The 25231-nt window shown below is 74.8% G+C and carries 20 protein-coding genes and 1 pseudogene; 8 read left to right on the top strand and 13 right to left on the bottom strand.

Annotated elements, in window-relative coordinates; all coding sequences use genetic code 11:
* The first annotated feature begins 10 nt into the window (after window positions 1-10).
* Together LG324_RS00520 and LG324_RS00515 are read left to right on the top strand one after the other, a co-directional pair.
* Window positions 11-1045, top strand: a complete 1035-nt coding sequence (locus LG324_RS00520; protein WP_404350832.1) for a DUF5914 domain-containing protein — start codon at window positions 11-13, stop codon at window positions 1043-1045.
* Window positions 1042-1794: an SDR family oxidoreductase gene (locus LG324_RS00515; RefSeq protein ID WP_404350830.1), complete on the top strand. Its 753-nt coding sequence runs from the start codon at window positions 1042-1044 to the stop codon at window positions 1792-1794. Before LG324_RS00520 ends, LG324_RS00515 begins: the two co-directional genes overlap by 4 nt.
* Here LG324_RS00515 and LG324_RS00510 read toward each other — a convergent pair.
* Genes LG324_RS00510 through LG324_RS00480 form a run of 7 tightly spaced genes read right to left on the bottom strand, consistent with a single transcriptional unit; the run spans window position 1781 to window position 8940 of the window.
* Window positions 1781-3418, bottom strand: a complete 1638-nt coding sequence (locus LG324_RS00510; RefSeq protein ID WP_404350828.1) for an FAD-dependent oxidoreductase — start codon at window positions 3416-3418, stop codon at window positions 1781-1783. The two genes, LG324_RS00515 and LG324_RS00510, sit on opposite strands and share 14 nt — an antisense overlap.
* Window positions 3415-4149: a class I SAM-dependent methyltransferase gene (locus LG324_RS00505; protein ID WP_404350826.1), complete on the bottom strand. Its 735-nt coding sequence runs from the start codon at window positions 4147-4149 to the stop codon at window positions 3415-3417. The genes LG324_RS00510 and LG324_RS00505 overlap by 4 nt, the downstream gene beginning before the upstream one ends.
* The gene (locus tag LG324_RS00500) at window positions 4146-4466 is read right to left on the bottom strand and encodes a lycopene cyclase domain-containing protein (protein ID WP_030526249.1); all 321 of its coding nucleotides are present in this window, start codon (window positions 4464-4466) and stop codon (window positions 4146-4148) included. Before LG324_RS00500 ends, LG324_RS00505 begins: the two co-directional genes overlap by 4 nt.
* A complete protein-coding gene (locus tag LG324_RS00495) occupies window positions 4459-4806 on the bottom strand; it encodes a lycopene cyclase domain-containing protein (protein ID WP_404350824.1) in 348 nt (115 codons plus the stop codon). The genes LG324_RS00500 and LG324_RS00495 overlap by 8 nt, the downstream gene beginning before the upstream one ends.
* On the bottom strand, window positions 4803-6317 hold the full coding sequence (gene idi / locus LG324_RS00490; RefSeq protein WP_404350822.1) for an isopentenyl-diphosphate Delta-isomerase: 1515 nt from the start codon (window positions 6315-6317) through the stop codon (window positions 4803-4805). Before idi ends, LG324_RS00495 begins: the two co-directional genes overlap by 4 nt.
* Window positions 6314-7825: a phytoene desaturase family protein gene (gene crtI, locus LG324_RS00485; protein ID WP_404350820.1), complete on the bottom strand. Its 1512-nt coding sequence runs from the start codon at window positions 7823-7825 to the stop codon at window positions 6314-6316. Before crtI ends, idi begins: the two co-directional genes overlap by 4 nt.
* Window positions 7822-8940, bottom strand: a complete 1119-nt coding sequence (locus LG324_RS00480) for a polyprenyl synthetase family protein (RefSeq protein WP_207022147.1) — start codon at window positions 8938-8940, stop codon at window positions 7822-7824. Before LG324_RS00480 ends, crtI begins: the two co-directional genes overlap by 4 nt.
* Window positions 8941-9109: 169 nt before the next feature.
* On the opposite strand from LG324_RS00480, the gene LG324_RS00475 reads away from it, so the two are divergent.
* From LG324_RS00475 to LG324_RS00460, 4 genes are all read left to right on the top strand, one after another.
* The gene (locus tag LG324_RS00475) at window positions 9110-10363 is read left to right on the top strand and encodes an FAD-dependent oxidoreductase (protein WP_404350818.1); all 1254 of its coding nucleotides are present in this window, start codon (window positions 9110-9112) and stop codon (window positions 10361-10363) included.
* Complete coding sequence (locus LG324_RS00470; protein ID WP_404350816.1) at window positions 10363-11856, top strand: cryptochrome/photolyase family protein; 1494 nt, start codon at window positions 10363-10365, stop codon at window positions 11854-11856. The genes LG324_RS00475 and LG324_RS00470 overlap by 1 nt, the downstream gene beginning before the upstream one ends.
* 402 nt (window positions 11857-12258) lie before the next feature.
* Complete coding sequence (gene gndA / locus LG324_RS00465; RefSeq protein WP_404353169.1) at window positions 12259-13647, top strand: NADP-dependent phosphogluconate dehydrogenase; 1389 nt, start codon at window positions 12259-12261, stop codon at window positions 13645-13647.
* 77 nt (window positions 13648-13724) lie between these two features.
* Window positions 13725-14207 carry a pyridoxamine 5'-phosphate oxidase family protein gene (locus LG324_RS00460; RefSeq protein ID WP_030526256.1) on the top strand — a complete coding sequence of 161 codons (483 nt, stop codon included), beginning with the start codon at window positions 13725-13727 and terminating at the stop codon, window positions 14205-14207.
* Window positions 14208-14291: 84 nt separating this feature from the next.
* On the opposite strand, the gene LG324_RS00455 is transcribed toward LG324_RS00460, so the two are convergent.
* Window positions 14292-15692 (bottom strand): wax ester/triacylglycerol synthase family O-acyltransferase, encoded by a 1401-nt coding sequence (locus LG324_RS00455; RefSeq protein WP_404350814.1) that lies wholly within the window; start codon window positions 15690-15692, stop codon window positions 14292-14294.
* A gap of 5 nt (window positions 15693-15697) precedes the next feature.
* Window positions 15698-16504: a triacylglycerol lipase gene (locus tag LG324_RS00450; protein WP_207022153.1), complete on the bottom strand. Its 807-nt coding sequence runs from the start codon at window positions 16502-16504 to the stop codon at window positions 15698-15700.
* A 230-nt stretch (window positions 16505-16734) separates the two neighbouring features.
* Here LG324_RS00450 and fumC point away from each other — a divergent pair, with 230 nt between their 5' ends.
* Entirely contained in the window at window positions 16735-18156 is a 1422-nt protein-coding gene (gene fumC, locus LG324_RS00445) for a class II fumarate hydratase (RefSeq protein ID WP_030526260.1), read from the top strand.
* Between the two features lie 87 nt (window positions 18157-18243).
* Here fumC and LG324_RS00440 read toward each other — a convergent pair whose 3' ends face one another.
* Both LG324_RS00440 and LG324_RS00435 read right to left on the bottom strand, forming a co-directional pair.
* Window positions 18244-21549: an SNF2-related protein gene (locus LG324_RS00440; protein ID WP_404350811.1), complete on the bottom strand. Its 3306-nt coding sequence runs from the start codon at window positions 21547-21549 to the stop codon at window positions 18244-18246.
* Window positions 21550-21651: 102 nt separating this feature from the next.
* Window positions 21652-22472 (bottom strand): annotated as a pseudogene (locus LG324_RS00435) (ATP-binding protein).
* 212 nt (window positions 22473-22684) lie between these two features.
* Here LG324_RS00435 and LG324_RS00430 point away from each other — a divergent pair.
* A complete protein-coding gene (locus LG324_RS00430) occupies window positions 22685-23059 on the top strand; it encodes a hypothetical protein (protein WP_404350809.1) in 375 nt (124 codons plus the stop codon).
* A gap of 80 nt (window positions 23060-23139) precedes the next feature.
* On the opposite strand, the gene LG324_RS00425 is transcribed toward LG324_RS00430, so the two are convergent.
* Complete coding sequence (locus LG324_RS00425; protein WP_036828613.1) at window positions 23140-24516, bottom strand: aspartate aminotransferase family protein; 1377 nt, start codon at window positions 24514-24516, stop codon at window positions 23140-23142.
* A gap of 49 nt (window positions 24517-24565) precedes the next feature.
* The gene (locus LG324_RS00420; RefSeq protein WP_084696552.1) at window positions 24566-25177 is read right to left on the bottom strand and encodes a lipocalin family protein; all 612 of its coding nucleotides are present in this window, start codon (window positions 25175-25177) and stop codon (window positions 24566-24568) included.
* Between the last annotated feature and the right edge of the window lie 54 nt (window positions 25178-25231).

Genomic DNA, 25231 nt, shown 5'->3' with positions numbered 1-25231 from the left:
GCGTGGGTGGATGAGCCTGTTCCGCACGGACCGACCGGCCCGCCCCGACCGCTCGGTGGCCGGGGCTGTCCGCGAGCGGGTCCCGGTGCGCTACCTGCCGCAGACCACACCGGACCACCTCCGCGGCACCTGGCGCGAGGCCCGTCCGGCCCGGATCGACGCCTCGCTCGCCGCGGCGCTGCGGCGTCCGACGCACGGCTGGCTCGTCGCCGGCGCGTCGAGCGAGGTCCCGCGCGGCCGCTCGCTCGTGCGGACGGTCGCCGGCCGCGAGGTCGTCCTGTGGCGCGACGCCGACGGCGGCCTCCTCGCCGGGCCAGGCGCCTGCCCGCACCTCGGGGCCCGGCTGCACGACTGCGACGTCGTCGACGGCGACGTCCTGTGCCGCTGGCACGGGATGCCGCTCGGCCGCGACACCTCGCCGCCCTGGAACACCTACGCCGCGCACGACGACGGCGTCCTCGTCTGGGTGCGCGTCGGCGCGGTCGAGGACGGCGTCGGGCCGAGCGAGCGCCCGGTGCTCGGTGAGCGTCCCGACCCCGCCGGGGCCGTCGCGTCCGTCGTCTCCCTCGTCGCCGACTGCGAGCCGCGCGACATCGTCGCCAACCGGCTCGACCCGTGGCACGGGGCGTGGCTGCACCCCTACGCCTTCAGCGACCTCACGGTCGACGACGACGCCTCGAGCGACGACGTCCTCGTCCTCGACGTCGCCTACCGGCTCGGGCGGACCTTCGCCGTGCCCGTGCGCGCCGAGTTCACCTGCCCCGACTCGCACACCGTCCTCATGACGATCACCGACGGCGAGGGCACCGGCAGCGTCGTCGAGACCCACGCGACGCCGCTCACCGCACCCGGGGAGCACCCGGCCCGCACGGTGATGACCGAGGCGGTCGTCGCCACGTCCGAGCGCGTCGGCTTCCGCGCCGCCCGCTCGCTCTCGCGGCTGGTGCAGGTCGGGATGCGCGCCTCCCAGCGCCAGCTGTGGGCCGACGACCTCGAGTACGCGGCCCGGCGCTACGCCCTGCGCCGGCGCGGCTGGTCCGGGTGAGGCCCGAGCTCGAGCCCGGGCACGTCGCCGTCGTCACCGGGGGCGCCCGCGGCATCGGGTTGGCGGTGGTCGAGGCGCTCGGGGCCCGCGGGGTCGGCGTCCTCTGCGTCGACCACCCGGACGCCGACACCTCGGCGTTCGTCGCGGCGTGCGAGGCCGCCGGGGTCGCGCACGCGGTCGCCTCCCTCGACGTCCGAGACCGCGACGCCGTGCGGGCCGGCGTCGCCACGGCGGCCGACCTCGGGCCGGTGGCCTACGCGGTCAACTGTGCGGGGGTGGACGGCCTGCACCCGGCGTCGGGGATGACCGCCGACGAGTGGCGCAGGGTCGTCCAGGTCGACCTCGACGGCGTGATGTTCGCCTGCCAGGCCGAGCACGACCTCCTGGCCGGCCGCGGTGGCTCGATCGTCAACATCGCCTCGATGAGCGGGCACGTCGTCAACCGCGGCGTCACCCACGCGGCGTACTCGGCGGCCAAGGCCGGGGTCATCCACCTCGGGCGCTCGCTCGCGGTCGAGTGGGCGCCGCTCGGCATCCGGGTCAACTCGGTGAGCCCGGGCTACACGATGACCGCGATGACGGCCACGAACCCGCCGGAGGTCAACGCCGGCTTCGCCGCGCAGACGCCGATGGGACGCCTCGCCGAGGTCGAGGAGGTCGCCGAGCCCGTCGTCTTCCTCCTGGGGCGCCGGGCCTCGTTCGTCACCGGCACCGACCTCCTCGTCGACGGCGGCTTCACCGCCTGGTGAGGGACGCCGCGGCCCGCAGGCCGCGCCGGGCGAGCCCGGGCACGGGCCCGAGCCGCGAGCCCAGCGGCACCGACCACACGCCGTGACCCGGCAGGCCCCAGCCGGTCAGGAGGGTGTCGGCGGCCTGCCAGCCCGTCGTCGCCGCCCGCTCCATGAGGGCCACGGGCAGGTCGCAGCGCACCGAGTCGCCGGCGAGGACGAGCCGCGGGTCGGGGGTCGTGACGCCCGGGCGCGACGCCCACGCTTCGAGGCCGACGAGCACGCAGTCGTCGCGGACCAGCCACTCCTCGTGGACGACGCCGAGCCGGGCCGTCTCGGGCCACACCTCGTGGAGGGCCGTGCGCAGGGCGGACCGGACCTCGTCGTCGCCGACCTCGTCGGGCAGGGCGTAGGCGTGCAGCTCGACGACCGACCCGCCGTGCTCGCGGCTCCACGCCGCCGCGTGGTCCTCGAAGCGCTCGAGCACCGAGACGTTGTCGAGCGGCCCGTACCCGCTCGTCCCGAGGAACGGCGGGCGCTCGGGGTCGACGAGCCCGTCGAGCCAGAGGCGCCAGACGGCGAAGCGAGGGGCCGAGCGGACGGCGCCGACGCGCGCGCGCCACCCGTCGTCACCGAGCCCCGGCGAGGCCGCGACGACCTCGCGCAGCCCGACCGGGTCGAGGGCGAGGACGACGGCGTCGGCCTCGAGGACCTCGTCGGAGGCGCCGGTGTCGGCCCCGCGGTGGTGCACCGCGAGGCGGCCGTCGTCGCCCGCGCGCACGCCCGTCACCGCGCGACCGACGCGGACCTGCGCGCCGAGGTGGTGCAGGTGGGCACCGAGCGGCCCCCAGAGGGTGCTGTCGTAGTCGTCGCGCGGCACGTCGAAGAGCAGGCCCTCGGACGAGCCGACGAAGTACAGGTGGAACATCGCGAGGAGCTCCGCGCCGGAGAACTCCCGGGGGTCGGCGAAGAAGCTGCGCGCGAAGACCTCCAGGGCCAGATGGCGTGCGGCGGTGGGGAACCGGAGGCGGTCGAGCACCTCGGACGCGCTGACGCCATCGAGGTCGGTGAAGGACCCGGGGAAGCTGAGGTCGAGGAGGCCGAGCGCCTGCTCGACGTCGACGCCGCGCAGGCCGGCGAGGTCGAAGCTGGGGGAGCGTGCGACGAAGGCCGCGAGGTTGGCCGGGGGCGTGCGCGGGATCCCGGCGAACGAGTCGGCGCCGCCGTCCTTGCGGACGAGCGGGTAGTCGGCCAGGGGCCGCAGCCCGGACAGCGTCGGGTCCGTGCGGCGCAGCACCGCCCGCAGGTTGTAGTACTGCCGGAAGAAGGCGTGGAAGCCCCGGCTCATGACCGACCCGGAGCCGTCGGGGAGCGTCACCGGCCACGCCGAGACGCGACCCCCGAGCCGCTCGTCGCGCTCGAGCAGCGTGACGCGGACGCCGCGCTCGGCCAGCCCGAGCGCCGCCGTCAGCCCGCCGATGCCGCCGCCGACGACGACGACGTGCCGGTCCGCCGGCGCCCGGCCGTCACCGGCCGAGGGCTGCGGCGGGGCGTGGAAGACCGCCCGGCGGTCGAGCCCCGGCCGCCAGGACCGGCTGCGGCGCAAGGCAGCCGGCCGCAGCGACGTCGGACGGCGGGGGCTCACGCGGCGCGCCGGCCCACGACCGTGTGGACGAGACCGTCCTGCCAGCCGGGGTAGGAGCGATGGCGCACGTCGGTCATCCCGGCCTCCTGGAGCCGGCCGCACATCCGGTCGACGGAGTCGAAGTCGCGCACGCTCTCGTAGAGGTAGCGGTGCAGCGGCACGTCGGAGCGCTTGACCGCGGCGAGCGGGATGATGATGCCGTGGCACACCGCGGCCCAGATGGCCTGCGCGCGACGGCTGCCCGCGACGGAGTAGTCGTGCAGGACGAACCCGCCGTTCGGCCGCAGGACCCGCGCGACCTCGGCGACGAGCGCCTGCCGGTCGGGGACGTTGCGCAGCAGGTAGGCCCCGAGGACGCCGTCGACGGAGGCGTCCGGCAGCCCGCGCAGGTAGGTCACGGCGTCGGAGACGACGAGCTCGACCCCGTCCGGCCACTGCTTCTGTCGCGCCTGCTCGACCATCCCCTCGGAGGCGTCGACGCCGGTGACGTGCAGCGGCCCGCGGCCGCCGTCGTGCCACGCGTCGAGGAGCGCGAGGGTCGAGGCGCCCGAGCCGCAGCCGAGGTCGAGGACCACGGGGGCGACACCGGTGCGCCGGGGCAGCCGCTCGACGAGCGCGTCGGCGGCCGTCCGCAGCTGGTCGTGGTACCCCGGCGACAGGGCGACCATCGCGTCGTAGGTCGGTGCGGCACGGTCGAACGCGTCGGCGAGCACCCAGTCACGCGGGCTCATCGGTCCACCTCCTCGCGGGACCGGCCGAGCCGGACCCACAGCAGAATCGTCAGGGTCACCATGCTGAACCCGAAGAGGTAGTCCTCGACGGGGACGTCCCAGGGGATGCGCAGGCCGGTGGTCTGCGACTCGTCGTAGATGACGATCGGCGCCGACAGCTTGGTCAGCCAGCCGTCGACGAGCACCTGGAAGAAGAAGACGATGGCCATGGCCAGCCAGTACTTCGCGGTGCGGAACACCCCGGTGCGCAGCCAGAACCGCTCGACGAGGACGGTCAGCACGACCGACACCACCGCGAGCGCCGTGTACTCAGGCATCCCGGCGCCGCCGCTCGCGCAGGACCGAGAGGACGGTCCCGACCGCCTCGTAGGTCAGCAGCCCGCAGATCGGGATGACGACGAAGAAGACGAGCTCCTCGAGCGGCACGTCGAGCGGCAGGATGACGCCGGTCGTGTAGAGCTCGCTGTAGGTCCAGTGGCCGCGCCGGATGCCGAGGACGTCCCAGGCGACGAAGAGCACGACGACCGGCAGGAGCGCGGCGAGCAGCCGCAGGGGGCGCCGGTAGACGCGGGCGCGCAGCACGAGCTCGAGCGGCAGCGTGATGAGGAGGCACCCGGCCATGAGCAGCAGGTACTGGTACCGGTCGTCCACGGTCACCCGGCCCCGACGGTGTCACCGGCACGTGCGGCCGCGGGAAGCTGCTCGCGCGGCGCGGCGGGCCACTGCAGCGGGTCGGGGCCGAGCGCGGCGAGCAAGGGCACCTGCTCGGCGCACCAGCTGGACACCTCGCGGGTGCCGGCCAGCACCTCGCGCGAGAACCGCTGCCACGCAACCCAGTCGACCCGGCCCACCTCGACCGGGTCGGGGCTGGTGGCGGGGGAGCCGGCGCGGGCGACGAGCACCGGGCAGAGCTCGTTCTCGGCGAGCGTGCGCGCCCGGGCGCGGTAGCGGAAGGCCGGGAGCACGAGGCGGACCTCGGCCAGCTCGACGCCGAGCTCGTCGCGCGCCCGGCGGCGCACGGCGTCCTCGAGCGGCTCGCCCGGCCGGGGGTGGCCGCAGACCGAGTTGGTCTCGACGCCGGGGAAGCTCGGCTTGTCGTCGGCGCGGTGGGTGACGAGCAGGCGTCCCTCGTCGTCGACGACGTAGCAGGAGAAGCCGAGGTGCAGCGGGGTCGCGTCGTGGTGGACCTCGGCCTTACGGGCGGTCCCGAGGGGGTGGCCGTCGTCGGCGACGAGCACGACGTCGTCGTCGACCCACGCCGGATCGGCGGTGCGGCGGGTCGAGCGCTCGCGGGCGACGAGCCGGCGCGGGTCGCGCGCGGTGACCATCCGGGCCGCGAGGCCGGCCTTGACCGGGGTGGGCACGCGGACGCGCCCGGAGAACACGTCGTGGTCGGCATCCTCGATGCGCTCGAGGATGCGGGCGTAGAGGACCCGGGCGGTCGCGACGCAGCGTCGCGAGGCCGGCGGGAGGGCGGACAGGCCCGCGTCGGCCTCGCGGTAGAGGCGGCGGTTGCGCTCGATCTCGAAGGCCATGAGCGCGCGCCACTCCGGCGTCACGGTGCGCGTCCACGGGTCGGCGCCGAAGTGCCGCAGGTCCTCCTGGGGCACGTAGACGCGGCCGCGGTCGAGGTCCTCGCCGACGTCGCGCAGGAAGTTCGTCAGCTGGAAGGCCAGGCCGAGCGCCCGGGCCGGGGTGCGCGCCTCGCTCGTCGGGTGCAGGACGGGCAGCATCATCTCGCCGATGACCGCGGCGCTGCCGTCCATGTAGCCGAGCAGGTCCTCCCACGTCTCGTAGGTGCGCTGGGTGAGGTCGGCGCGCATCGCCCCGAAGAACCGGTCGAAGCACTCGTCGGGGATGCGGCGCTCGCGGACCGTGGTGGCGACGGCGGCGAGCACCGGGTCCTCGGAGGTACCGGTGGCCACGGCCTCGTGGAAGCGGGCCTCGAAGGCGTCGAGCTCGGACGCGGTCGCGGGGCCCGGCTCGGGCCCGGCGAGGTCGACGATGTCGTCGGCGAGGCGGGCGAGGGTGTAGACCGCGAACACGTGCCGCCGCTCGGCCCGCGGGAGCAGCCGCGCGCCCCAGTAGTACGTCGTGCCGTGCTCGCGCGTCACGGCCGCGCACCGGGCGTAGCCCTCCTCGAGGTGGGCAGCGGGGGGTCCGCTCATGCAGGCAAGCCTGCCGCACGGGGACGGGGGGTGGGAACGGCGCCCCCCGCGTACTGCTGCACCCGCTCGGCCGCGAGCTTGCCGCTGACGAGCACCATCGGGATGCCCACGCCGGGCGTCGTGCCCGAGCCGGCGAACACCAGGCCCGGCACGCGCCGGTCGACGTTGGCCGGCCGGAACGGGCCGGACTGGAGGAACGTGTGCGCCAGGGCGAACGGGGTGCCGAGGTGCATCCCCTGGGCCAGCCAGTCCTCGGGCGTGACGAGCCGGTCGACGACGACGTCGGTCGGGTAGCCGTTGGCGTCGAGGAACGCGAGCAGGCGCTCCTTCATCGGCCCGCTCTCGCGGCTCCAGTCGATGCCGGAGCCGGTGTGCGGCACCGGCTCGAGGACGTACAGGGTCGAGTGGCCGTCGGGGGCCACCGACGGCTCGCTGAGCGACGGCACGGTGACCAGGCGCGACGGGTCGGGCATCAGCTCGCCACGGTCGATGAGCGCCTCGAACGCGGTGTCCCACGCGTCGCCGAAGTGGATGTTGTGGTGGTGCACGCCCGGGGCGGGGGTGCCCTTCACGCCGAGGTGCCAGACGACGGCCGACGGCGAGTAGTCGCCGCGTCGGACGACGCGCGGCGGGGTGACCTCCGGCAGCAGGCGGGCGTAGGCGACCGGCAGGTCGACGGTGCAGACGACCGCGTCGGCCGAGAGCCGGGTGCCGTCGGCGGTCGCGACCCCGGCCACGGCCCCGTCGCCGCGCCGCAGCACCGAGGTCACCTCCACGCCCAGGTGGATCGGCACGCCGGCGTCCTCGAGCGCCCGGGCCATCCCGACCGGGACGGCGTGCATGCCGCCCTCGGGGTGGAAGACGCCGCGGACGCTGTCCATGTACGTGATGACCGCGAAGACCGCACGGGCCTGAGCCGGGGCCACGCCCGCGTAGAGGGACTGGAAGCCGAAGATGCGGTGCAGCCGCTCGTCCTCGAAGAAGGAGCCGACGCGGGGCCCGAGCGCCCGCAGGCCGCCGAGCCCGAGCAGCCGGGCGGCCGTGACCGGGTTGCGGACGAGGTCGAGGACGGAGTCGAGGTTGCGGTCGATGAAGGTGTCGAACTCGACGTCGTAGAGCTCCTCGAGCCACGTGAGGAAGCGGTCGAACCCGGCGGCGTCACGCTCGCCCGACAGGCCTCGCACCTCCTCGCGCAGGTCGGCCATGTCGGCACGCACGTGCAGCTCGGAGCCGTCGGCGTAGACGGCCCGGTAGGCGGGGTCGAGCCGGCGCATCGGGACGAGCGCCTCCGGGTCGCCGCCGACCGCGCGGATCGGAGCGTGCAGCAGCTCGGGCATCGTCATGACGACGGGCCCGGGGTCGAAGCGGAAGTCGCCCATCCGCAGCAGGCCGGCGCGGCCACCGACGACGTCGTCGCGCTCGAGGACGGTGACGTCGTGCCCGGCGGCGGTCAGGTGGCAGGCGGCGGCCAGGCCGGAGAGGCCGGCGCCGACGACGAGGACCCTCACGCCGACCTCCAGCCGATGGCGTGGGCCAGCTCGCGCAGGGCCGCCCGCGTCTCGTCGTCGGTGTCGATGCGCTCGACGGCCTCGTGCGAGCGCTCGACGAGGTCGGCGATCGCGGCCTCGGCGCGCTCACGGACGCCGCACGAGCGCATCGCCTTGCGCAGCGCGAGCACGCCGTCGGCGTCGAGGGTGCCGGCGTCGCAGGCCTCGAGGAGGTGGTGGTGGCGCTCGGGCAGCATCTCGGCGGCCCAGACGAGGAGGACGGTCGGCTTGCCGCAGCGCAGGTCGTCGCCGGCGGGCTTGCCGGTGAGCCCCGGGTCGCCCCAGACCCCCAGCAGGTCGTCGCGCAGCGCGAACGCGTCGCCGACGAGGTCTCCCCAGGCGACGAGGCTCGCGACGACCTCGGGCGCGGCCCCGGCGACGAGCGCGCCGAGCTCGAGGGGGCGGGTGATCGTGTAGCGGCCGCTCTTGAGGCGCCCGATCCGCCGCGACACCGCGAGGTCGCGCCCGCGGCCGGCCGTGTGCGTGACGTCGAGCAGCTGCCCCTCGACGAGCTCGGTCGCCATGACCCGCCAGGCGCGCGCCACCCGGCGCGTCCCGGCGGACGCGAGGAGCGTCGCCTCGGACAGGGCGAGGTCGGCGACGAGCACCGCAACGCTGTCACCGAAGAGCTGGGCGTCGCCGAGGCCCTCCTCCGCGACGTGCCGCTCGGTGGCCACGACGTGGAGGGCCGGGCGCCCTCGGCGCTCGTCGCTGCGGTCCATCACGTCGTCCTGGACGAGCGCGAAGAGCTGGAGCAGCTCGAGGGCGGCCGCGACCCGGACGAGCTCCTCGCGGGTGTCCGACCGGCCACCGGCGACGGCCCAGCCCCAGCCGGTGAGGAGCGGGCGCAGGCGCTTGCCGGGATGGCGCAGCCGCTGGGCCAGCTCGTCGACGAGGTCGACGGCCAGCGAGCCGACGCTGGTGTCGACGAGCTCGCCCCCGACCTCGTGGAGGATGCTGCCCAGCTCCTCGAGGACCTGCTCCAGGGTGTCGTCGACGTCGGCCAGCAGCAGCTCGGTCTCGGGGTCGCGGCGCAGCACGTCCAACGTTCCGGTGGTGGTCGGGTGGGTGGTCATCGTGAGGTGGTCCGCCCCTCGTCGCGTCGGTCGCTCGTGGCGTGCTCGGGCCCCGGCGGGTTCGACGATTCAACCATCCGTCCCCGACGGGCCGCTGCTCGCTGTCGAACCCTAGACGGCCCCACCGACGCCTCCTACCCACTGCACGGGCTCGTACTACGGTGCGGGAGTGGATGCGGACGTCGTCGTCGTGGGGGCAGGACTGGCCGGGCTGCGCTGTGCGGACCGGCTCGCCGAGGCGGGTCGCGCGGTGGTCGTCGTCGAGCGGGAGGCGGTCGTCGGGGGCCGTCAGCGCACCGACGAGGTCGACGGGTTCCTCCTGGACCGCGGCTTCCAGGTCCTCAACCCGGCCTACCCGGCGGTCCGCCGCTGGGTCGACGTCGACGACCTCGCGCTGCGTCCGTTCGGCGCCGGGCTGCTGGTGCGCCGCGAGCGCGGGCTCGTCGAGCTCGCCCACCCGCTGCGCGAGCCGGCGAGGCTGGCGGCCACGCTGCGCAGCGGCCTCCTCGACCCGCGTGGGCTGGCGGCGCTCGGGCGCTGGGCCGCCCCGGCCCTCACCGCGCCCGGCCGGGTCAAGCGCGGCGCCGACCGCCGCCTGGGCGAGGGACTCGACGCCGCCGGTGTGTCCGGGCCGCTGCGGACCGAGGTGCTCGAGGCCTTCCTCGCGGGGGTCGTCGCCGAGGACCGCGCCGAGACGTCCGAGGCCTTCGTGCGCCTCCTCGTGCGGATGTTCGCCCTCGGCGTGCCCGGGTTGCCCGCCCGCGGCATCCGGGCCCTGCCGGAGTGGCTCGCCGACCGCGCCGTGCGCCGCCGCACCCCGGTCGACCTGCGCCTGTCCACGCCGGTGATCGGGGTGCGACCCGGCGCCGAGCCCGCGGTCGAGTGCGCCGACGGCACGTCGCTCTCGGCGCGGGCGGTCGTCGTCGCCGTCGGCCCCGAGGCCGTCGCGGGGCTGGTCGACGTGCCGGCACCGGTCACCCGTGGGCTGCGGACCTGGTGGTTCGCGGCCGACGAGGCGCCGACCCGCTCCGACAAGGTCGTCGTCGACGGCCGCCGCCGCGGCCCGATGGTCAACGCCGCCGTCGTGAGCAACGCCGTGCCGTCGTACGCGCCCCCGGACGCCCACCTCGTCGAGGTGACCACGCTGCTCGGGCCCGGGCACGACGCCGCGGAGGATGACGTGCGCCGCCAGGCAGCAGAGGTCTTCGGCTGCTCGACCGCCTCGTGGCGCACCGTGCGCCGCGACGACGTCCACGACGCCCTTCCCGCGCAGCCGGCGCCGCTGCGCCTCACCTCGCCGGCCCGCGTGGCCGACGGCGTCCTCGTGGCCGGCGACCACCGCGACACCGCCTCCATCCAGGGGGCGCTCGTCTCGGGCCACCGGGTGGCCGGCGCCGTCCTCGACCTGCTCGCGACCGCCTGATGGCGGCCCGCCGGCGGCTGCGCGTCGTCTTCCCGCACCAGCTGTTCGAGTCGCTGCTCGACGAGCCCCAGGGCACGCGCTTCGTCCTCGTCGAGGACGACCTGCTCTTCCGCCAGCAGCCCTTCCACGCCCAGAAGCTCGTCCTGCACCGCGCGTCGATGCGGCTCTTCGCGGACCGTCTGCGCGAGAAGGGGTTCGACGTCGACGTCATCGAGACCTCGGGGCGGCGCAAGACCCGGACGCGGCTGGCCGAGGCGATCGCCGACGCCGCCCCGGACGAGGTGCGGCTGCACGACGTCGTCGACGACTGGCTGCTGCGCGACGTGCGGCGTGCCTTCCGCGAGGCCAAGGTCGAGCTGGCGCCCGAGGACGTCGAGGAGACGCCGAACTTCCTCACGACGCGACCGGAGCTGACCGAGTGGTTCGGGTCGCACCGCGCCCGGATGCAGACCTTCTACCAGTGGCAGCGGCAGCGGTTCGACGTGCTCGTCGAGGGCAAGGAGCACGACCAGCCGGTCGGCGGCCGCTGGTCGTTCGACACCGAGAACCGCAAGAAGCTGCCGAAGAAGCACCAGGTGCCCGGCCGGGCGTCGCCCGCGCGGCTGCCCGAGGTCGAGGAGGCCATCGCGTGGGTCGGCGAGGAGTTTCCCGACGCGCCCGGGAACGCCGACACCTTCGACTGGCCGGTCACCCACGAGCAGGCGCGGGAGGGCCTGCGCGAGTTCGTCGCCGAGCGCCTCGCGCAGTTCGGCCCGTACGAGGACGCGGTCGCCACCGAGCACCCCTTCGTGTTCCACGCCGCCATCACCCCGGCGCTCAACTGCGGCCTGCTCGACCCCCGCGAGGTCCTGCGCACGGTGCTCGAGGGCGCCGAGGAGCAGGGCGTCGACCTGCCTTCGCTCGAGGGTTTCGTGCGCCAGCTCATCGGGTGGCGCGAGTACATGCGCGCCACCTACCACCTCTACGGCCGGCGGATGCGGACCTCGAACCACCTGCGGCACACCCGGTCCCTCGCCGACGGCTGGTGGGACGGGACGACCGGCCTCGACCCCGTCGACCACGTCGTCCGCGGCGTCGTCGAGCGCGGGTACGCCCACCACATCGAACGGCTCATGGTCCTCGGCAACGCGATGTGCCTGCTGCGCACCGACCCCGACGAGGTCTACGAGTGGTTCATGGCCTTCTTCGTCGACGCCTACGACTGGGTGATGGTCCCCAACGTCTACGCGATGTCGCAGTTCGCCGCCGGCACCGGCATCACGACCAAGCCCTACGTCTCGGGCAGCAACTACCTGCGGAAGATGACCGACTTCGGGCCCGGCGAGTGGCGCGAGGACTGGGACGCCCTCTACTGGGGCTTCGTCGACCACCACCGCGACGTCTTCGAGTCCAACGTCCGCGCCCGGATGGTCACCCGCACCTGGGACGGGATGGACCCCGACCGCCGCGAGGAGCTGCTCGCCCGCAGCCGCCGCGTCGTCCGCCGCCTCTGACCCCCGCCCGCCCCCCTCACGAACCCCACGCGTATCCCGCGCGAACCCCACGCGTATCGGGTGACCCGATACCGCTGCGCCTCACCCGAGAACGGTTCCGGGGTACAGCGCGGTCGTATCGGGTGACCCGATACGCGGGTGACACGTGGGGCGACGGGGTGGGCGCCTGCGGTGGGGTGGAGGAGCGGCGGGGCCGGGGGCTGGGTCTGTCGAGGGTGGGAAGAGCGGGGCGCCCGCGCGGGTTGGCCCGAAGGACGTGCTGCCCGCCCGCCGGTCGGCACCCCACCCCCTCGACGACGGGAGACCCCGGTGAGCACGGACCACGCGGAGACGACGGACACGAGCACGGACGGCGGCGGGGGCGCCGGGCACGCGCAGATCGGCGTCACCGGTCTCGCGGTGATGGGCCGCAACCTCGCCCGCAACCTGGCCCGCCACGGCTTCCGGGTCGCGGTGCACAACCGGACGACGGCCAAGGCCGAGGCGCTCGTCGACGAGTTAGGCGACGAGGGCGACTTCACGCTCGCGCGCTCGCTCGAGGACCTCGTCGGCTCGCTCGAGCGCCCGCGCCGGATCATCGTCATGGTCAAGGCCGGCGAGGGCACGGACGCCGTCATCGACGAGCTCGTGCCCCTGCTCGACGAGGGTGACGTCGTCGCCGACGCCGGCAACGCGCACTGGCGCGACACCGCGCGGCGCCACGACGCGCTGGCGGAGAAGGGCATCCGCTTCGCGGGGGTGGGGGTCTCCGGCGGCGAGGTCGGCGCGCTCGAGGGCCCGTCGATCATGCCCGGGTGCGACGGCGACACCTACGCCGAGATCGGGCCGTTCCTCGAGGTCATCTCCGCCCACGTCGACGACGAGCCCTGCTGCACCCTCATCGGTCCCGACGGCGCCGGCCACTTCGTCAAGATGGTGCACAACGGCATCGAGTACTCGGACATGCAGCTGATCGCCGAGACCTACGACCTGATGCGCCACGTCCTCGGTCTCGAGCCGTCCGCGGTCGCCGACACCTTCCGCGAGTGGAACGGCACCGAGCTCGAGTCCTACCTCGTCGAGATCACCGCCGAGGTGCTGAGCCACACCGACGCCGACACCGGCCGGCCCTTCGTCGACGTCGTCCGCGACGCCGCGGAGCAGAAGGGCACCGGCCGCTGGACCGTGCAGACCGCCCTCGACCTCGGGGTGCCCGTCACCGGCATCGCCGAGGCGACGATGGCCCGCGCCGTGTCCGGCGACACTGCGCGCCGCGCGGCCGTCCGCGAGGCGCTCGCGGGCGAGGCCGCACCGGGCGTCGGGGTCACCGTGACGACCGACGACCTGCGCCAGGCCCTCTACGCCGCCAAGGTCGTCTCGTACGCCCAGGGCCTCGACATGGTGCGCGACGGCTCGGCCGAGCAGGGCTGGGACGTCGAGCTCGCCGACCTCCCGCGCATCTGGCGCGACGGCTGCATCATCCGGGCCCGCCTGCTCTCCGACATCACCGAGGCGCTCGAGGAGCACGCCGACGCGCCGTCGCTCCTCGCGACCCCGGCCTTCGCCGGGGCCGTCGCCGAGCGCCTGCCCGCGCTGCGCCGGGTCGTCACCGCCGCCGTCGCGGCCGGGCTCCCCGCGCCGGTCTTCTCGTCGGTGCTCGCCTACGTCGACGCCCTGCGGGCCGAGCGGCTGCCGGCCGCCCTCGTCCAGGGCCTGCGCGACTACTTCGGCGCGCACACCTACGAGCGCACCGACCGCGAGGGCTCCTTCCACACGCTGTGGGCGGAGGACCGCACCGAGGTCGACGCCTGAGACCCGACCCGCGGCGCCGCGTCACCGGCGCCGCGGGTGGGTAGCGACAGAAGACCGAACCGGAAGGAGACCGCAGGATGACCCACCACGAGGGCGCCGCCCACGTCAAGGAGCTCGTCGAGGACCAGCGCACCGCGATGCTCACGACCGTGCACCGCGAGAGCGGCGCGCTGACCTCGCGCCCGATGACGCTGCAGGAGGTCGACGACGACGGCACGTTCTGGTTCCTCGCCCAGCGTGACAGCGCCGCGGCGTCCGAGATCGAGGCCGACCCGCAGGTCAACGTCGCCTTCACGAAGGAGGGCGCGTGGGTGTCGGTGGCCGGCCGGGCCAGCGTCCGCCACGACCCCGAGAAGGCCCGCGAGCTGTGGAACGAGTTCGCGAAGACCTGGTTCCAGAAGGAGCCCGAGGACCCGGAGGTCGCCGTCATCCGCGTCGACGGCGAGTCCGCCCAGTACTGGGACAGCCCCGGCAAGGCCGCGACCGTCGTCGAGATGGTCAAGGCGCGCCTGACCGGCGACCGCCCCGACGCGGGTGAGAGCCACACCGTCGAGCTCTGACCCCCACCGACCGACCGGCCCCTCCGACTCCCCCCTCCCGGAGGGGCTGGTCCGTGTCCGTCGCCTGCAGCCGGCCGGTCCCGCTCAGGCGGTGCCGGTGGCGGCCTCGAGCTCCTCGAGGGCGGCGCCGGTGTGCACGGCGAGCCGCTGCAGGTGCGGCAGGGCGTCGCGGTCGCCGATGAACCCGAGGTTGAGCGTGCCCGCGTACGACTGCGCGGTGATGTTCAGCGCCATCGAGTGCCCGGGGATCGACACCGGGTAGGTGGCGTCGAGCCGCGCCCCGCGCCAGTACAGCGGCTTCGTCGGCCCCGGCACGTTCGAGATGCACACGTTGAGCGTCAGCGGGCCGGGCAGCGGCAGCCCGCTCATCGCCCGCAGCACCTGGAGGCCGGCCGGCGCCAGGAGCATCGCGCTGTAGGCGATGACCGCGTCGCCGCCCATCCCGCGCATCCGGGCCTTGGCGGCGCGCGACGACGAGGTGATCGCGGCGAGCCGCGCGACCGGGTCCTCGATGTCGGTGGCCAGAGACACCAGCGTCGCCCCGACGTAGTTGCCGCCGCCCTCGCTCTCGGGGGCGCGGACGTTGACCGGCACGAACGCGACGAGCGGCCGGTCCGGCAGGCTCGCGAGGTCGTCGAGGAAGCGCCGCAGGCCCCCGGCGCACACGGCCATGAGCACGTCGTTGAGCGTCGCGTTGCGGGCGCGCGCGACGGCGCGCAGCCGCTCGAGCTCGTACTGCTGCGTCGCGAACCGGCGGGCCCGGCCGGTGCGTCCGTTGAGGATGCTCACCGGCGCCTGGTACGACGCCACCGCCCGGGTGCTCGGCCCGCCGCGCCGCAGCTGGGTGCCGACGAGGGTGCGCGCGACCTCCGGGATCGAGGTCACCGCGTTCCCGATGCTGCGCAGGATGGCCGTCACGTCACCGACGGGCTCGCGCGGCTCGCCCTCGGCGCGCGGCGGGCGGGTCAGCCCGAGGAAGTGCGGGTGGGTGCGGTCGTCCGGGTCCTCGGTGAGCCCGCGCTGCAGCAGGCGGTTTCCCGTGTAGCCGTCGACGAGGCTGTGGTGGATCTTCGTGTAGACGGCGAACTGCCCGGGTGCGACGCCCTCGATGAACGTCAGCTCCCACGGCGGGCGGCGGAAGTCGAGCTGGTTGGAGTGCAGCCGCGACACGAGCACGCCGAGCTCGCGCTCGCCGCCGCCGCTCGGCAGCGCCGAGTGCCGCACGTGGTAGTCGATGTCGAAGGCGTCGTCCTCGACCCAGCGGTGCACCGGCTGGCGCAGCAGCCGCCGGGTCTGGAGCCGGTAGGTCCACGGCGTCCGCACGGGGGAGGCGCGCACGTCGGCGACGAGGTCGCGCAGCCAGGCGTCGTCGGCGTCCGGGGGCATCGAGAAGTGCAGGAGGGACCCGACGTGCATGAGGGTCTCGGGGGTCTCCCCGATGAGGAAGACGGCGTCCAGCGGTGAGGCCCAGCGCGAGCGCGGCACCCGCCTCAGCCCGCCACGTCGTGCAGCGGGTCGCCGTCGTCGGGGTGCTCGGGCGCTGCGGTGGCGGTGGGCGCGACCCACGGCCGCCAGGCGCCCTCCTCCTGGGCGAGCCGGTCGGCGAGGACGCGCAGGGTGTCGAGGTGGTGGCCGTAGCCGAGGTGCGTCGCGTCGACCTCGACGTTCTCGGCGAGCGGGCCGGGGTCGAGGACGCAGCACTCCCACGCGACGATCCCGTCGGTGCGCGACCAGATGCTCGTCGTCGGCACCTCGAGCGGCGCCGCGCGCAGGGCCAGGGCCTCCTCGGTGAACATCTGGTCGAGGTGGTGGCGGTTCATCACGCGGTACATCGCCCAGGCGCGGGTGGCGGCCGGGTGGTGGCGGAACGGGCTGCCCAGCGTGACGACGGAGCGGGTGTAGTGGGGCAGGGCGCGGGCCATCTCGCGGGCGTAGATGCCTCCGGCGCTCCAGCCGACGAGGCTGACCCTGCGGCCGTAGCGGTCGTAGACCTCGAGGAGGAGGTCCTCGAGCCGGGCGGCGAGCTCCGGGCTCGCGCCGAGGTTGCGGCCCTGGCGCCAGTCGTGGACCCGGTAGCCGAGGCGGCGCAGGTGCGAGCGGAGGAAGACGGTGGACTCGGGGCCGGCGAGGAAGCCCGGCAGGACGATGACGGGGTGACCGTCCCCGACCGGCCAGCCGGCGATGTCGCGGGTGCGCACGGCGGAGGACGCGAGCTCGAGGGCGGCGCGCCACTCGCGGCGGGCCATCCAGAGCGTCGGCGCGGACGGGGCACCGCTGGTCGCATCGAGCCTCGGCATCCTCGCTCCTTCCGTGCGGCGCACCGACGAGGACCCGGACCCGGGCTCGCGACGCTGCGAATGGGCAGAGGACGAGTGTGGCAGAGCGCGGCTCGGCACGGGAGTCTGTCGGCGGAGCCGTATCCGGACCGTCACCTGCCGCACCATCACCCCCGCCCCCACCGCGAACGCGTGTGAACTCGCCGGGGTCGACCGGCGAGTTCACACGCGTTGGGAGGGAGAGTGGAGGGATGAGCACGCAGCCCGAGGCCGTCGGCGGGTCCACCCGCACCGAGCGCGACACGATGGGGCCGGTCGAGGTGCCGGCCGACCGCTACTGGGGGGCGCAGACCCAGCGCAGCCTCGAGCACTTCGACATCGGCCGCGACACCTTCGTCTGGGGGCGCCCCGTCGTCCGCGGGCTCGGGCTGCTCAAGAAGGCCGCGGCCCTGGCCAACGCCGAGCTCGGGCTGCTGCCGCAGGAGGTCGCCGACGCCGTGGTGCGGGCCGCGGACGAGGTCGCGCGCGGCGAGCTCGACGACCACTTCCCGCTCGTCGTCTTCCAGACCGGCTCGGGCACGCAGTCGAACATGAACGCCAACGAGGTCGTCGCCAACCGCGCGGTCGAGATCCTCGGCGGCGAGCTCGGCTCCAAGGACCCGGTCCACCCGAACGACCACGTCAACCGCAGCCAGTCGAGCAACGACACCTTCCCGACGGCGGTCCACGTCGCCGTCGCCCTCGAGCTGGCCGAGCGGCTGCACCCTGCGGTCGACGCCCTCTGCGCGGCCCTCGACGCCAAGGCCGCCGAGCTCGGCGACGTCGTCAAGGTCGGGCGCACGCACCTCCAGGACGCGACGCCGGTCACCCTCGGCCAGGAGATCGGCGCGTGGGCCGGGCAGCTGCGCGAGGCGCAGGCCGACGTCCGGTACGCCGGTGAGCGCGTCCTGGCCCTCGCCATCGGCGGCACTGCGGTCGGCACCGGGCTCAACGCCCCGGCCGCGTTCGGCCCCACCGTCGCCCGTCACCTCGAGGCAGAGACGGGGCTCGCCTTCCGGCAGGCCGACAACCTGTTCGTCCAGCTCGCCGCGCACGACGCGCTCGTCGCGGTCTCGTCGTCGCTGCGGACGCTCGCGGGCGGGCTCATGAAGCTGGCCAACGACGTCCGCTGGCTGGCGTCGGGGCCGCGCACCGGCATCGGCGAGCTGCGCATCCCCGAGAACGAGCCGGGGTCCTCGATTATGCCGGGCAAGGTCAACCCCACCCAGTCCGAGGCGATGACGATGGTCGTCACGCGGGTGTTCGGCAACGACGCGACGGTCGGGTTCGCCGGCACGCAGGGCAACTTCCAGCTCAACGTCTTCACGCCGGTCATGGCGCACGCCGTGCTCGAGTCGGTACGGCTCGTCGCGGACGCCTGCCGCTCCTTCCGCGAGCACTGCGTCGAGGGTCTCGAGGCCGACCGCGAGCGCATCGCCGAGCACCTCGACGCCGACCTCATGCTCGTCACCGCGCTCGCGCCGCACATCGGCTACGACGCGGCGGCGGCCATCGCGAAGCAGGCGCACCGCGACGGCTCGACGCTGCGCGAGGCGGCGCTCGCCTCCGGGCACGTCACCGACGAGGACTACGACCGCTGGGTCGTCCCCGCCGCGATGACCCGCCCCGACTGACCTCCGCCTCCCCTCCCCCGCACCGCGAACGCGTGTGAGATCGCCGGAGAAGCCCGGCGAGTCAACACACGTCCGTGGAGAGAAGGGTCAGCCGGAGAGGAGGCCGCGCAGGTCGTCGGCGGTGAGGGCCCGGCTCATCGCGCCGCCCTCGTCGACGACCCGCGTGAACAGGTCGCGCTTGCGCTCCTGGAGCGCGACGACCTTCTCCTCGACGGTGCCGCGGGAGACCAGCCGGTAGACGTTGACCGGCCGGGTCTGGCCGATGCGGTGCGCGCGGTCGATGGCCTGCGCCTCGGCAGCCGGGTTCCACCACGGGTCGAGGACGAAGACGTAGTCGGCCTCGGTGAGCGTCAGACCGAACCCGCCGGCCTTGAGCGAGATGAGGAACACCGGGGCGTCACCGTCGCGGAAGGCGGCGATCCGGTCGGCGCGTTCGCGGGTGCGGCCGTCGAGGTACTCGTAGGCGATGCCCTCGGCCTCCAACCGGCGCCGGACGATCGCGAGGAAGCCGGTGAACTGCGAGAACACCAGCGCCCGGTGGCCCTCGCCGGCGAGCTCGGTGACGTGCTCGACGAGCGTGTCGACCTTGGCGGACTCGGCGAGGCCGGCGTACTCCTCGTCGACGAGCGAGGGGTCGAGCGACATCTGCCGCAGCGCGGTGAGGGCGCGCAGCACCGCCATCCGGTTGCCGTCGAGGTCGTCGATGAGGCCGAGCAGGCGCTGGCGCTCGCGCTGGAGGTGCCGGTCGTAGACGGCGCGGTGGCGCGGGTGGAGGTCGACGGTGAGGACCTGCTCCTGCTTCGGGGGCAGCTCACGGGCCACGGCCTCCTTGGTGCGCCGCAGCATGAGCGGGCGCACGCGGCGGCGCAGCAGGGCCAGGCGCTCGGTGTCGCCGTCTCGCTCGATGGGGGTGGCCCACTGCTCCTTGAACGCCCCCGGCCGCGGGTGCAGCCCCGGCGCGACGATCGACAGCAGGGACCACAGGTCCATCAGCGAGTTCTCGAGCGGGGTGCCGGTGATGGCGAACTTCGCCCGCGCGCTGAGCCGCCGCACCGCCTGATAGGTCTTCGCCTGGTGGTTCTTGACGAACTGCGCCTCGTCGAGGACGACCGCCGACCACTCGCGCGAGCGCCATGACTCGCCGTCGATGCGCGCGACGGTGTACGAGGTGATGACGACCTGCGCGTCCCCGACGGCCGCCGCGAGCGAGCGCCCGTCCTTGCCGCGGGTGCGGTCGACGACGACGGTCCGCAGCGACGGCGCGAAGCGCGCGGCCTCGCCGGCCCACGTCGAGAGCACCGACGTCGGCGCGACGACGAGCACGGGGTGCTCGAGCTCGCCGCGCTCGTGGGCCCGCAGGACGAGCGCGAGCATCTGCATCGTCTTGCCGAGGCCCATGTCGTCGGCGAGGACGCCGCCGAGACCGCAGTCCCACAGCAGCGACAGCCAGCGGAAGCCGTCGACCTGGTACGGGCGCAGCGTCGCCTGGAGGGCCGCCGGCACCTCGGCCGGCTCGACGCCCTCGCCGTCGACGAGCCGGCCGACGGTGCGCCGCCAGCGTTCGCTCTGCTCGTCGACGACCCCGAGCGCCGCGAGCTCCTCCCACAGGCCGACGTGCACCGCCGAGATGCGCAGCGGGTCGGTCGGCCTGTCCTGCAACGAGCGGGCCTCGTCGACGAGCCGGCGCAGCGTCTCGAGCTCGGGGCGGGCGAGCGAGAACCACGTGCCGGAGTCGAGGATGAGGTGCTCGTGGCCGCGGGCGATCGCCTCGATGAGCGGCGCGAGCGGGACGTCCTCGCCGGCGACCGTGACCGAGATGTCGAGGTCGAACCAGTCGGTGGAGGCGCCACCACCGCCGCCCGGGCCGTCGCTCGTCGACACCTGGATGAGCGGCGCCTCGTCGACCTCGGTGTACTCGGCGACCTCGCCGTGCACCTCGACGTCGAGGAACGGCAGCTCCTCGAGCACCGGCAGCAGGCGGCTGAAGGCGATGGTCGTGAACGCGTGCAGGCGCAGCTCGGGGACCAGGCGCGGGTGCTGCGCGACGACCTGCCAGAGGACGTCGAGGTCGGCGACCTCCGGGACGGCGCGCAGCTCGTCGACGAGCCGGCGCTCGGCGCCGTGGTCGCGCATCGGGTCGGGCTCGTCGGAGCCGAGCGGGACGTGCACGCCGGTCGGGCCGCCGTAGCGGTAGCCCCAGCGCAGGTGGGTGCGGTGCCCGGGCTCGACGGTGACGTCGAGGGCCAGGCGCGGCGGCACGGCGTCCGGCAGGTCGAGCTCGTCGGAGAGGCTGCGGACCCGGGCCTTGCGCCGCAGCGCCGGGAGGTGCGTGACGGTGAAGCGGGCCCAGTCGGCCTCGGGGACGTCGACGACGCCGAGGTCGAGCAGGCGCTGGCGGGAGCCGTCGAGCGGCTCGGTCAGGGCGCCGAGGACGAGGGTGCCGTCGTCGCGCAGCCAGAAGCCGGTGGCCGGCGAGCCGACGAGGTGGGTGTCGGTGCCGGCCTCGACGGGCAGGTCGAGACGCGGGTGCAGCGTGGCGCCGTCGGCGGTGCGCTCGATGTCGACGACGAGCTCGGCGGGATCGGAGGCGAAGGCGACGTGCCCCTCACCGGTGAGGTCGGTGAGCAGCCGGACACCGGCGCGGTCGGCCGAGCGCAGCAGCGACACCCAGCCGCTGCCGAGGTGGTCGAGGAGGATGGCGTCGGGCATCCGGCCGTAGCCGAAGGCCCGGACCGAGCGGCGGTGCGCGTCGGCGATGGCGGTGAGCGCGTCGACGTGGTCGTCGGAGTAGGTGACCCGGCCGTAGCCGTAGTAACCGCCGGCGAAGCTCTCCCAGGAGACGCCGGTGCGGATCCAGGCGCCGCGCACGCCCGGGACGACCGGGCGCAGCCGCAGCTGGGCGCGCCCGGTGTCGTCGGCGACGCGGGCCCGTCCACCGGCGGGCGCCGCGTCCTCGATGAGCAGGCCGACGGGGGTGACGTGCCGGGGGACGTCGTCGGTGAGGACGCCGCCGAGCGCACGCTCCCACGCGGGCCGGGGCTCGTCGCCGGGGGCGGCAGGGGTGGGGTCGAGCTCGCGGACGCGGGCGGCGACCGCGACCGCGTGCTTGCAGTCGCTGGCGACCGGGCACGAGCACTCGCTGTGCCAGCGCCGCACGGAGCGGGTGCCGACCGACTCGCTGGGCCGCAGCGCGACCTCGGTCGTGTACGTCTCGCCCCGGCTGCCGCCGACCCATCCGGTGGCGTGGGCGCCGTCGGAGGAGACGTGGACGTCGACCACGCGGCCCTCGCGCGCGTACGCGAGCCCGCGCGCGACGGTGACGGTGCCGCAGACGTCGCCGAGCTCGCGGTTGGTCAGCTCGGCGAGCCGTTCGGCGGTGACGACCCGGGCCACGGGCACCCTCCTCCCACGGGAACGGTCCGTCCCCTGGCGCGACGGACCCGAACACCCCACCGTACGTCGGCGGACCGACATCCGCCGACTCCGTCCACAGGGTCAGGCCGGTCGGTCGGGGAGGTCCAGGACGAACGTCGTGCCCACGTCCGGCGTCGACGCCACCGACACCGTGCCGCCGTGCGCACGCGCCACGGCGTCGACGACGGCGAGCCCGAGCCCCGACCCCCCGCTGCCGGAGCTGCGGGAGCGGTCGACCCGGTAGAACCGCTCGAGCAGGTGCGGCAGGTGCTCGGCGGGATGCCGGGCCCCGCGTCCGAGACCTCGATGCGCACCCACCCCGGCACGGCGTGCAGCCGCAGCGCGACCGGGCTGCCCGCCGGCGTGTGCCGGACGGCGTTCGACGTCAGCCCGACCACCGCCTGGGTGACGCGGTCGTGGTCGGCGTCGATGACGAGCGAGGCGGGTGCGTCGAGGGCGACGACCCGGTCCGGCGCGACGACCCGCAGGTCCGAGGCGACGTCGCGCAGCACGGCCGCGAGGTCGACCGGCTCGCGGCGGAGCGCGTCCGGCGACTCCAGCCCGGTGAGGTCGAGGAGGCCGTCGACGAGCCGGCGCATCCGGCCGGCCTCGTCGCCGATGCGCCGCATCGCGTCGTCGACCTCGGCGCGGCCCGCCGTGTCGAGCGGGCCGGGCGGCCGGGCGGCGTGCAGCGCGGCGTAGCCCCCGACGGTCGTCAGCGGGGTGCGCAGCTCGTGCGAGGCGTCGGCGACGAAGCGGCGCATCCGCTCGTTGGTGGCCGTCGTCGTGTCGATCATCGTGTTGAGCGCCTCGCCGAGCCGGGCGGCCTCGGTGCCGGGCGGCCCCGGCGGGACGCGGCGGGCGGTGTCCCCGGCGGTGATGGCGCCGGCGGCCTCGGTCATCGCGGCGATGGGCCGCAGCCCGAGCCGGTCGACCCACCAGAGCAGCAGGCCGACGAGCACCGCCGCGACGAGGCCGGTCAGCCCGAGCGTGACGGCGAGGCGGCGCGTCGCGACGTCGGCCGGCGTGGTCGGCACGGCGAAGACGGCCTGCGCGCGGCCGTTGGGCAGCGTCACCGTCACCACGCGCACGCGCTGGGGCGCTCGCCTTCGCCGTGGTCGGGCTCGGCACCTCCGCGCTCGGCCTCGGCTCGGCCCTCATCATGGGCGCGGCCACGGACACCCAGGCCGGCTCCGCGGCGGCCGTCGAGGAGATCACCTACGAGCTCGGAGCGGTGCTCGGCATCACCTTCCTCGGCAGCCTGGTCGGTGCGGTGTACCGCGCGGGCCTGCCCGCCGACGTGGGCGGCGCCGCGCGCGAGTCCGTCGCCGGAGCCGTGAGTGGGCCGTCCTTCGGCGTCGCCTCCGACGCGTTCGTCACCGCCTTCGCGGCGGTCGGGGCCGTCGGGGCGGTGCTTACCGCGCTCGCGGCGCTCGCGGTGTGGCGCCTCGTGCCGGCGGGGCTGACGCTCGACGACGCCCACCACTGACGCCGACGCGGGCTACACCGCAGTCACTGTCGCCACAACGACACGTACTGCGGTGTAGCCCGCGCTGCGAGCCCTCGGGGTCAGGCCGTGACGTGGGCGTCCGCGACGGCGAGGGCGCGGTCGAGGATGTCGAGGCCCTCGGTGAGCTCCTCGGCGGTCGTCGTGCACGGCGGCACGACGTGCAGCCGGTTGAAGTGGGTCATCGGCCACAGGCCCTCGGCCTTGCACGCGGCCATCAGCTCGCCCATCGGCTTCGCCGCCTCGCCCGAGGCGTTGTAGGGCACGAGCGCCTCGTTCGTCGTCGCGTCCTTGACGAGGTCGAGCGCCCAGAACATCCCGAGGCCGCGGACCTCGCCGACCGAGGGGTGCGCGGCGCGGATCTCCTCCAGGCGCGGCCCGATCACGGTGTCGGCCATCTTCCGGACGTGCTCGAGGATGCCCTCCTCCTCGAAGATCCGCATCGACGCGACGGCCGAGGCGCAGGCCAGCGGGTGGCCCGAGTAGGTGAGGCCGCCGGGGTAGGGGCGGTCGTCGAACGTCGCCGCCACCTTGCTGGACATGACGACGCCGCCGAGCGGCACGTAGCCGCTGTTGACGCCCTTCGCGAAGCAGATGAGGTCGGGCGCGAGGTCCCAGTGGTCGACGGCGAACCACTCGCCGCAGCGCCCGAAGCCGGCCATCACCTCGTCGGCGATCCAGAGGATGCCGAACTCGTCGCACAGCTCGCGGACGCCGGCGAGGTAGCCGTCCGGCGGCACGAGGATGCCGTTGGTGCCGACGACGGTCTCGAGCATGATCGCCGCGATCGTCTGCGGCCCCTCGACCATGATCGTGTCGCGCAGGTGCTGCAGCGCGCGCTCGCACTCCTGCTCCGGCGAGGTGGAGTGGAACGCCGACCGGAACGGGTACGGGCCCCAGAAGTGCACGAACCCCGGTGCGCCGGGCTCGGAGCCCCAGCGGCGCGGCTCGCCGGTCGCGAGGATGGAGCCGCTCGTCGCGCCGTGGTAGCTGCGGTAGGTCGTGAGGATCTTGTGGCGGCCGGTGTGGATGCGCGCCATCCGCATCGCGTTCTCGGTGGCCTCCGCGCCGCCGTTGGTGAAGAACACCTTGTCGAGGCCCTCGGGGGCGCGCTCGGCGATCATCCGCGCGGCCTCGGAGCGCGACTCGTCGGCGAAGCTCGGCGCGATGGTGCACTGCCGGGCCGCGGCCTCCTGGATGGCGGCGACGAGCTTCGGGTGCTGGTAGCCGATGTTGACGTTGACGAGCTGGCTCGAGAAGTCGAGGTAGCGCTTGCCCTCGAAGTCCCAGAAGTACGAGCCCGATGCGCCGGCGATCGGCAGCGGCGCGATCTGCGCCTGCGCGGACCACGAGTGGAAGACGTGCGCGCGGTCGTCGCGCGCGACCTGGGCGCCCTTCTCGCTGTCGGGCTGGACGTCGGGGGAGGCGAACTCGGTCATCGGGCGGCCTTTCGGGGTCGGGCGGAGGCGAACTGGTCGGGTCGGTGCGTCAGGCGGTGGGGCGGTACGGACGTGTCGTGCGGGTGGTCCAGTCGGCGACGAGCAGCGGGTCGAGGTCGAAGCCCTGCTCCTCGGCCCAGGCGAGGTGCGCCCCGACCGCCGGTGAGCCCCAGGCGTGCTCGTCGCGGGCGAGCATCCAGAGGGCGGAGCGGTCGGGCGTGCCGACGAGCGCGGTGGAGTAGTCCTCGGCGAGGCGCATCACCCAGTAGTTGCCCTCGGACGACACCGGCACGAAGCGGACGAGGCCGCCGAAGCGCACCCGCAGCCGGTCCTTGCTCTCCTCGGCGCCCTCCGCCGGGGTGGCCGAGCCGTCGATCGAGTGCTCGAGCTCGTCGCCGCGGTGGCTCTCGTTGTGCACGCCGACCGAGCCGTCGTCACGCAGCGTGTACTCGGCGATGCTCACCGTCGCGTCGTCCTGGAAGGTCATCGGCAGGCGGGCGAGCTCGTACCAGCGGCCGGCGTACCGGGCGAGGTCGACGGACCCGGCCGTGGGCGGCGGCGGGCGGTCGTCGCCGCGGACGAGGCCGACGACGCGGTCGACCGCGCCGGTGACGATGTTCGCGGCGGTGCGCAGGGGGTCGCCGGGCAGCAGCTCGCTCATCCCCTCACGGTAGGCGAGGAGGCCCGGCGCGCGCCCGCCCGGAGCGGACGGCGC

This window comes from Phycicoccus jejuensis, from assembly GCF_044797865.1.
Taxonomy (GTDB): domain Bacteria; phylum Actinomycetota; class Actinomycetes; order Actinomycetales; family Dermatophilaceae; genus Phycicoccus; species Phycicoccus jejuensis.
This window is presented reverse-complemented; position numbering and strand designations above follow the sequence as displayed.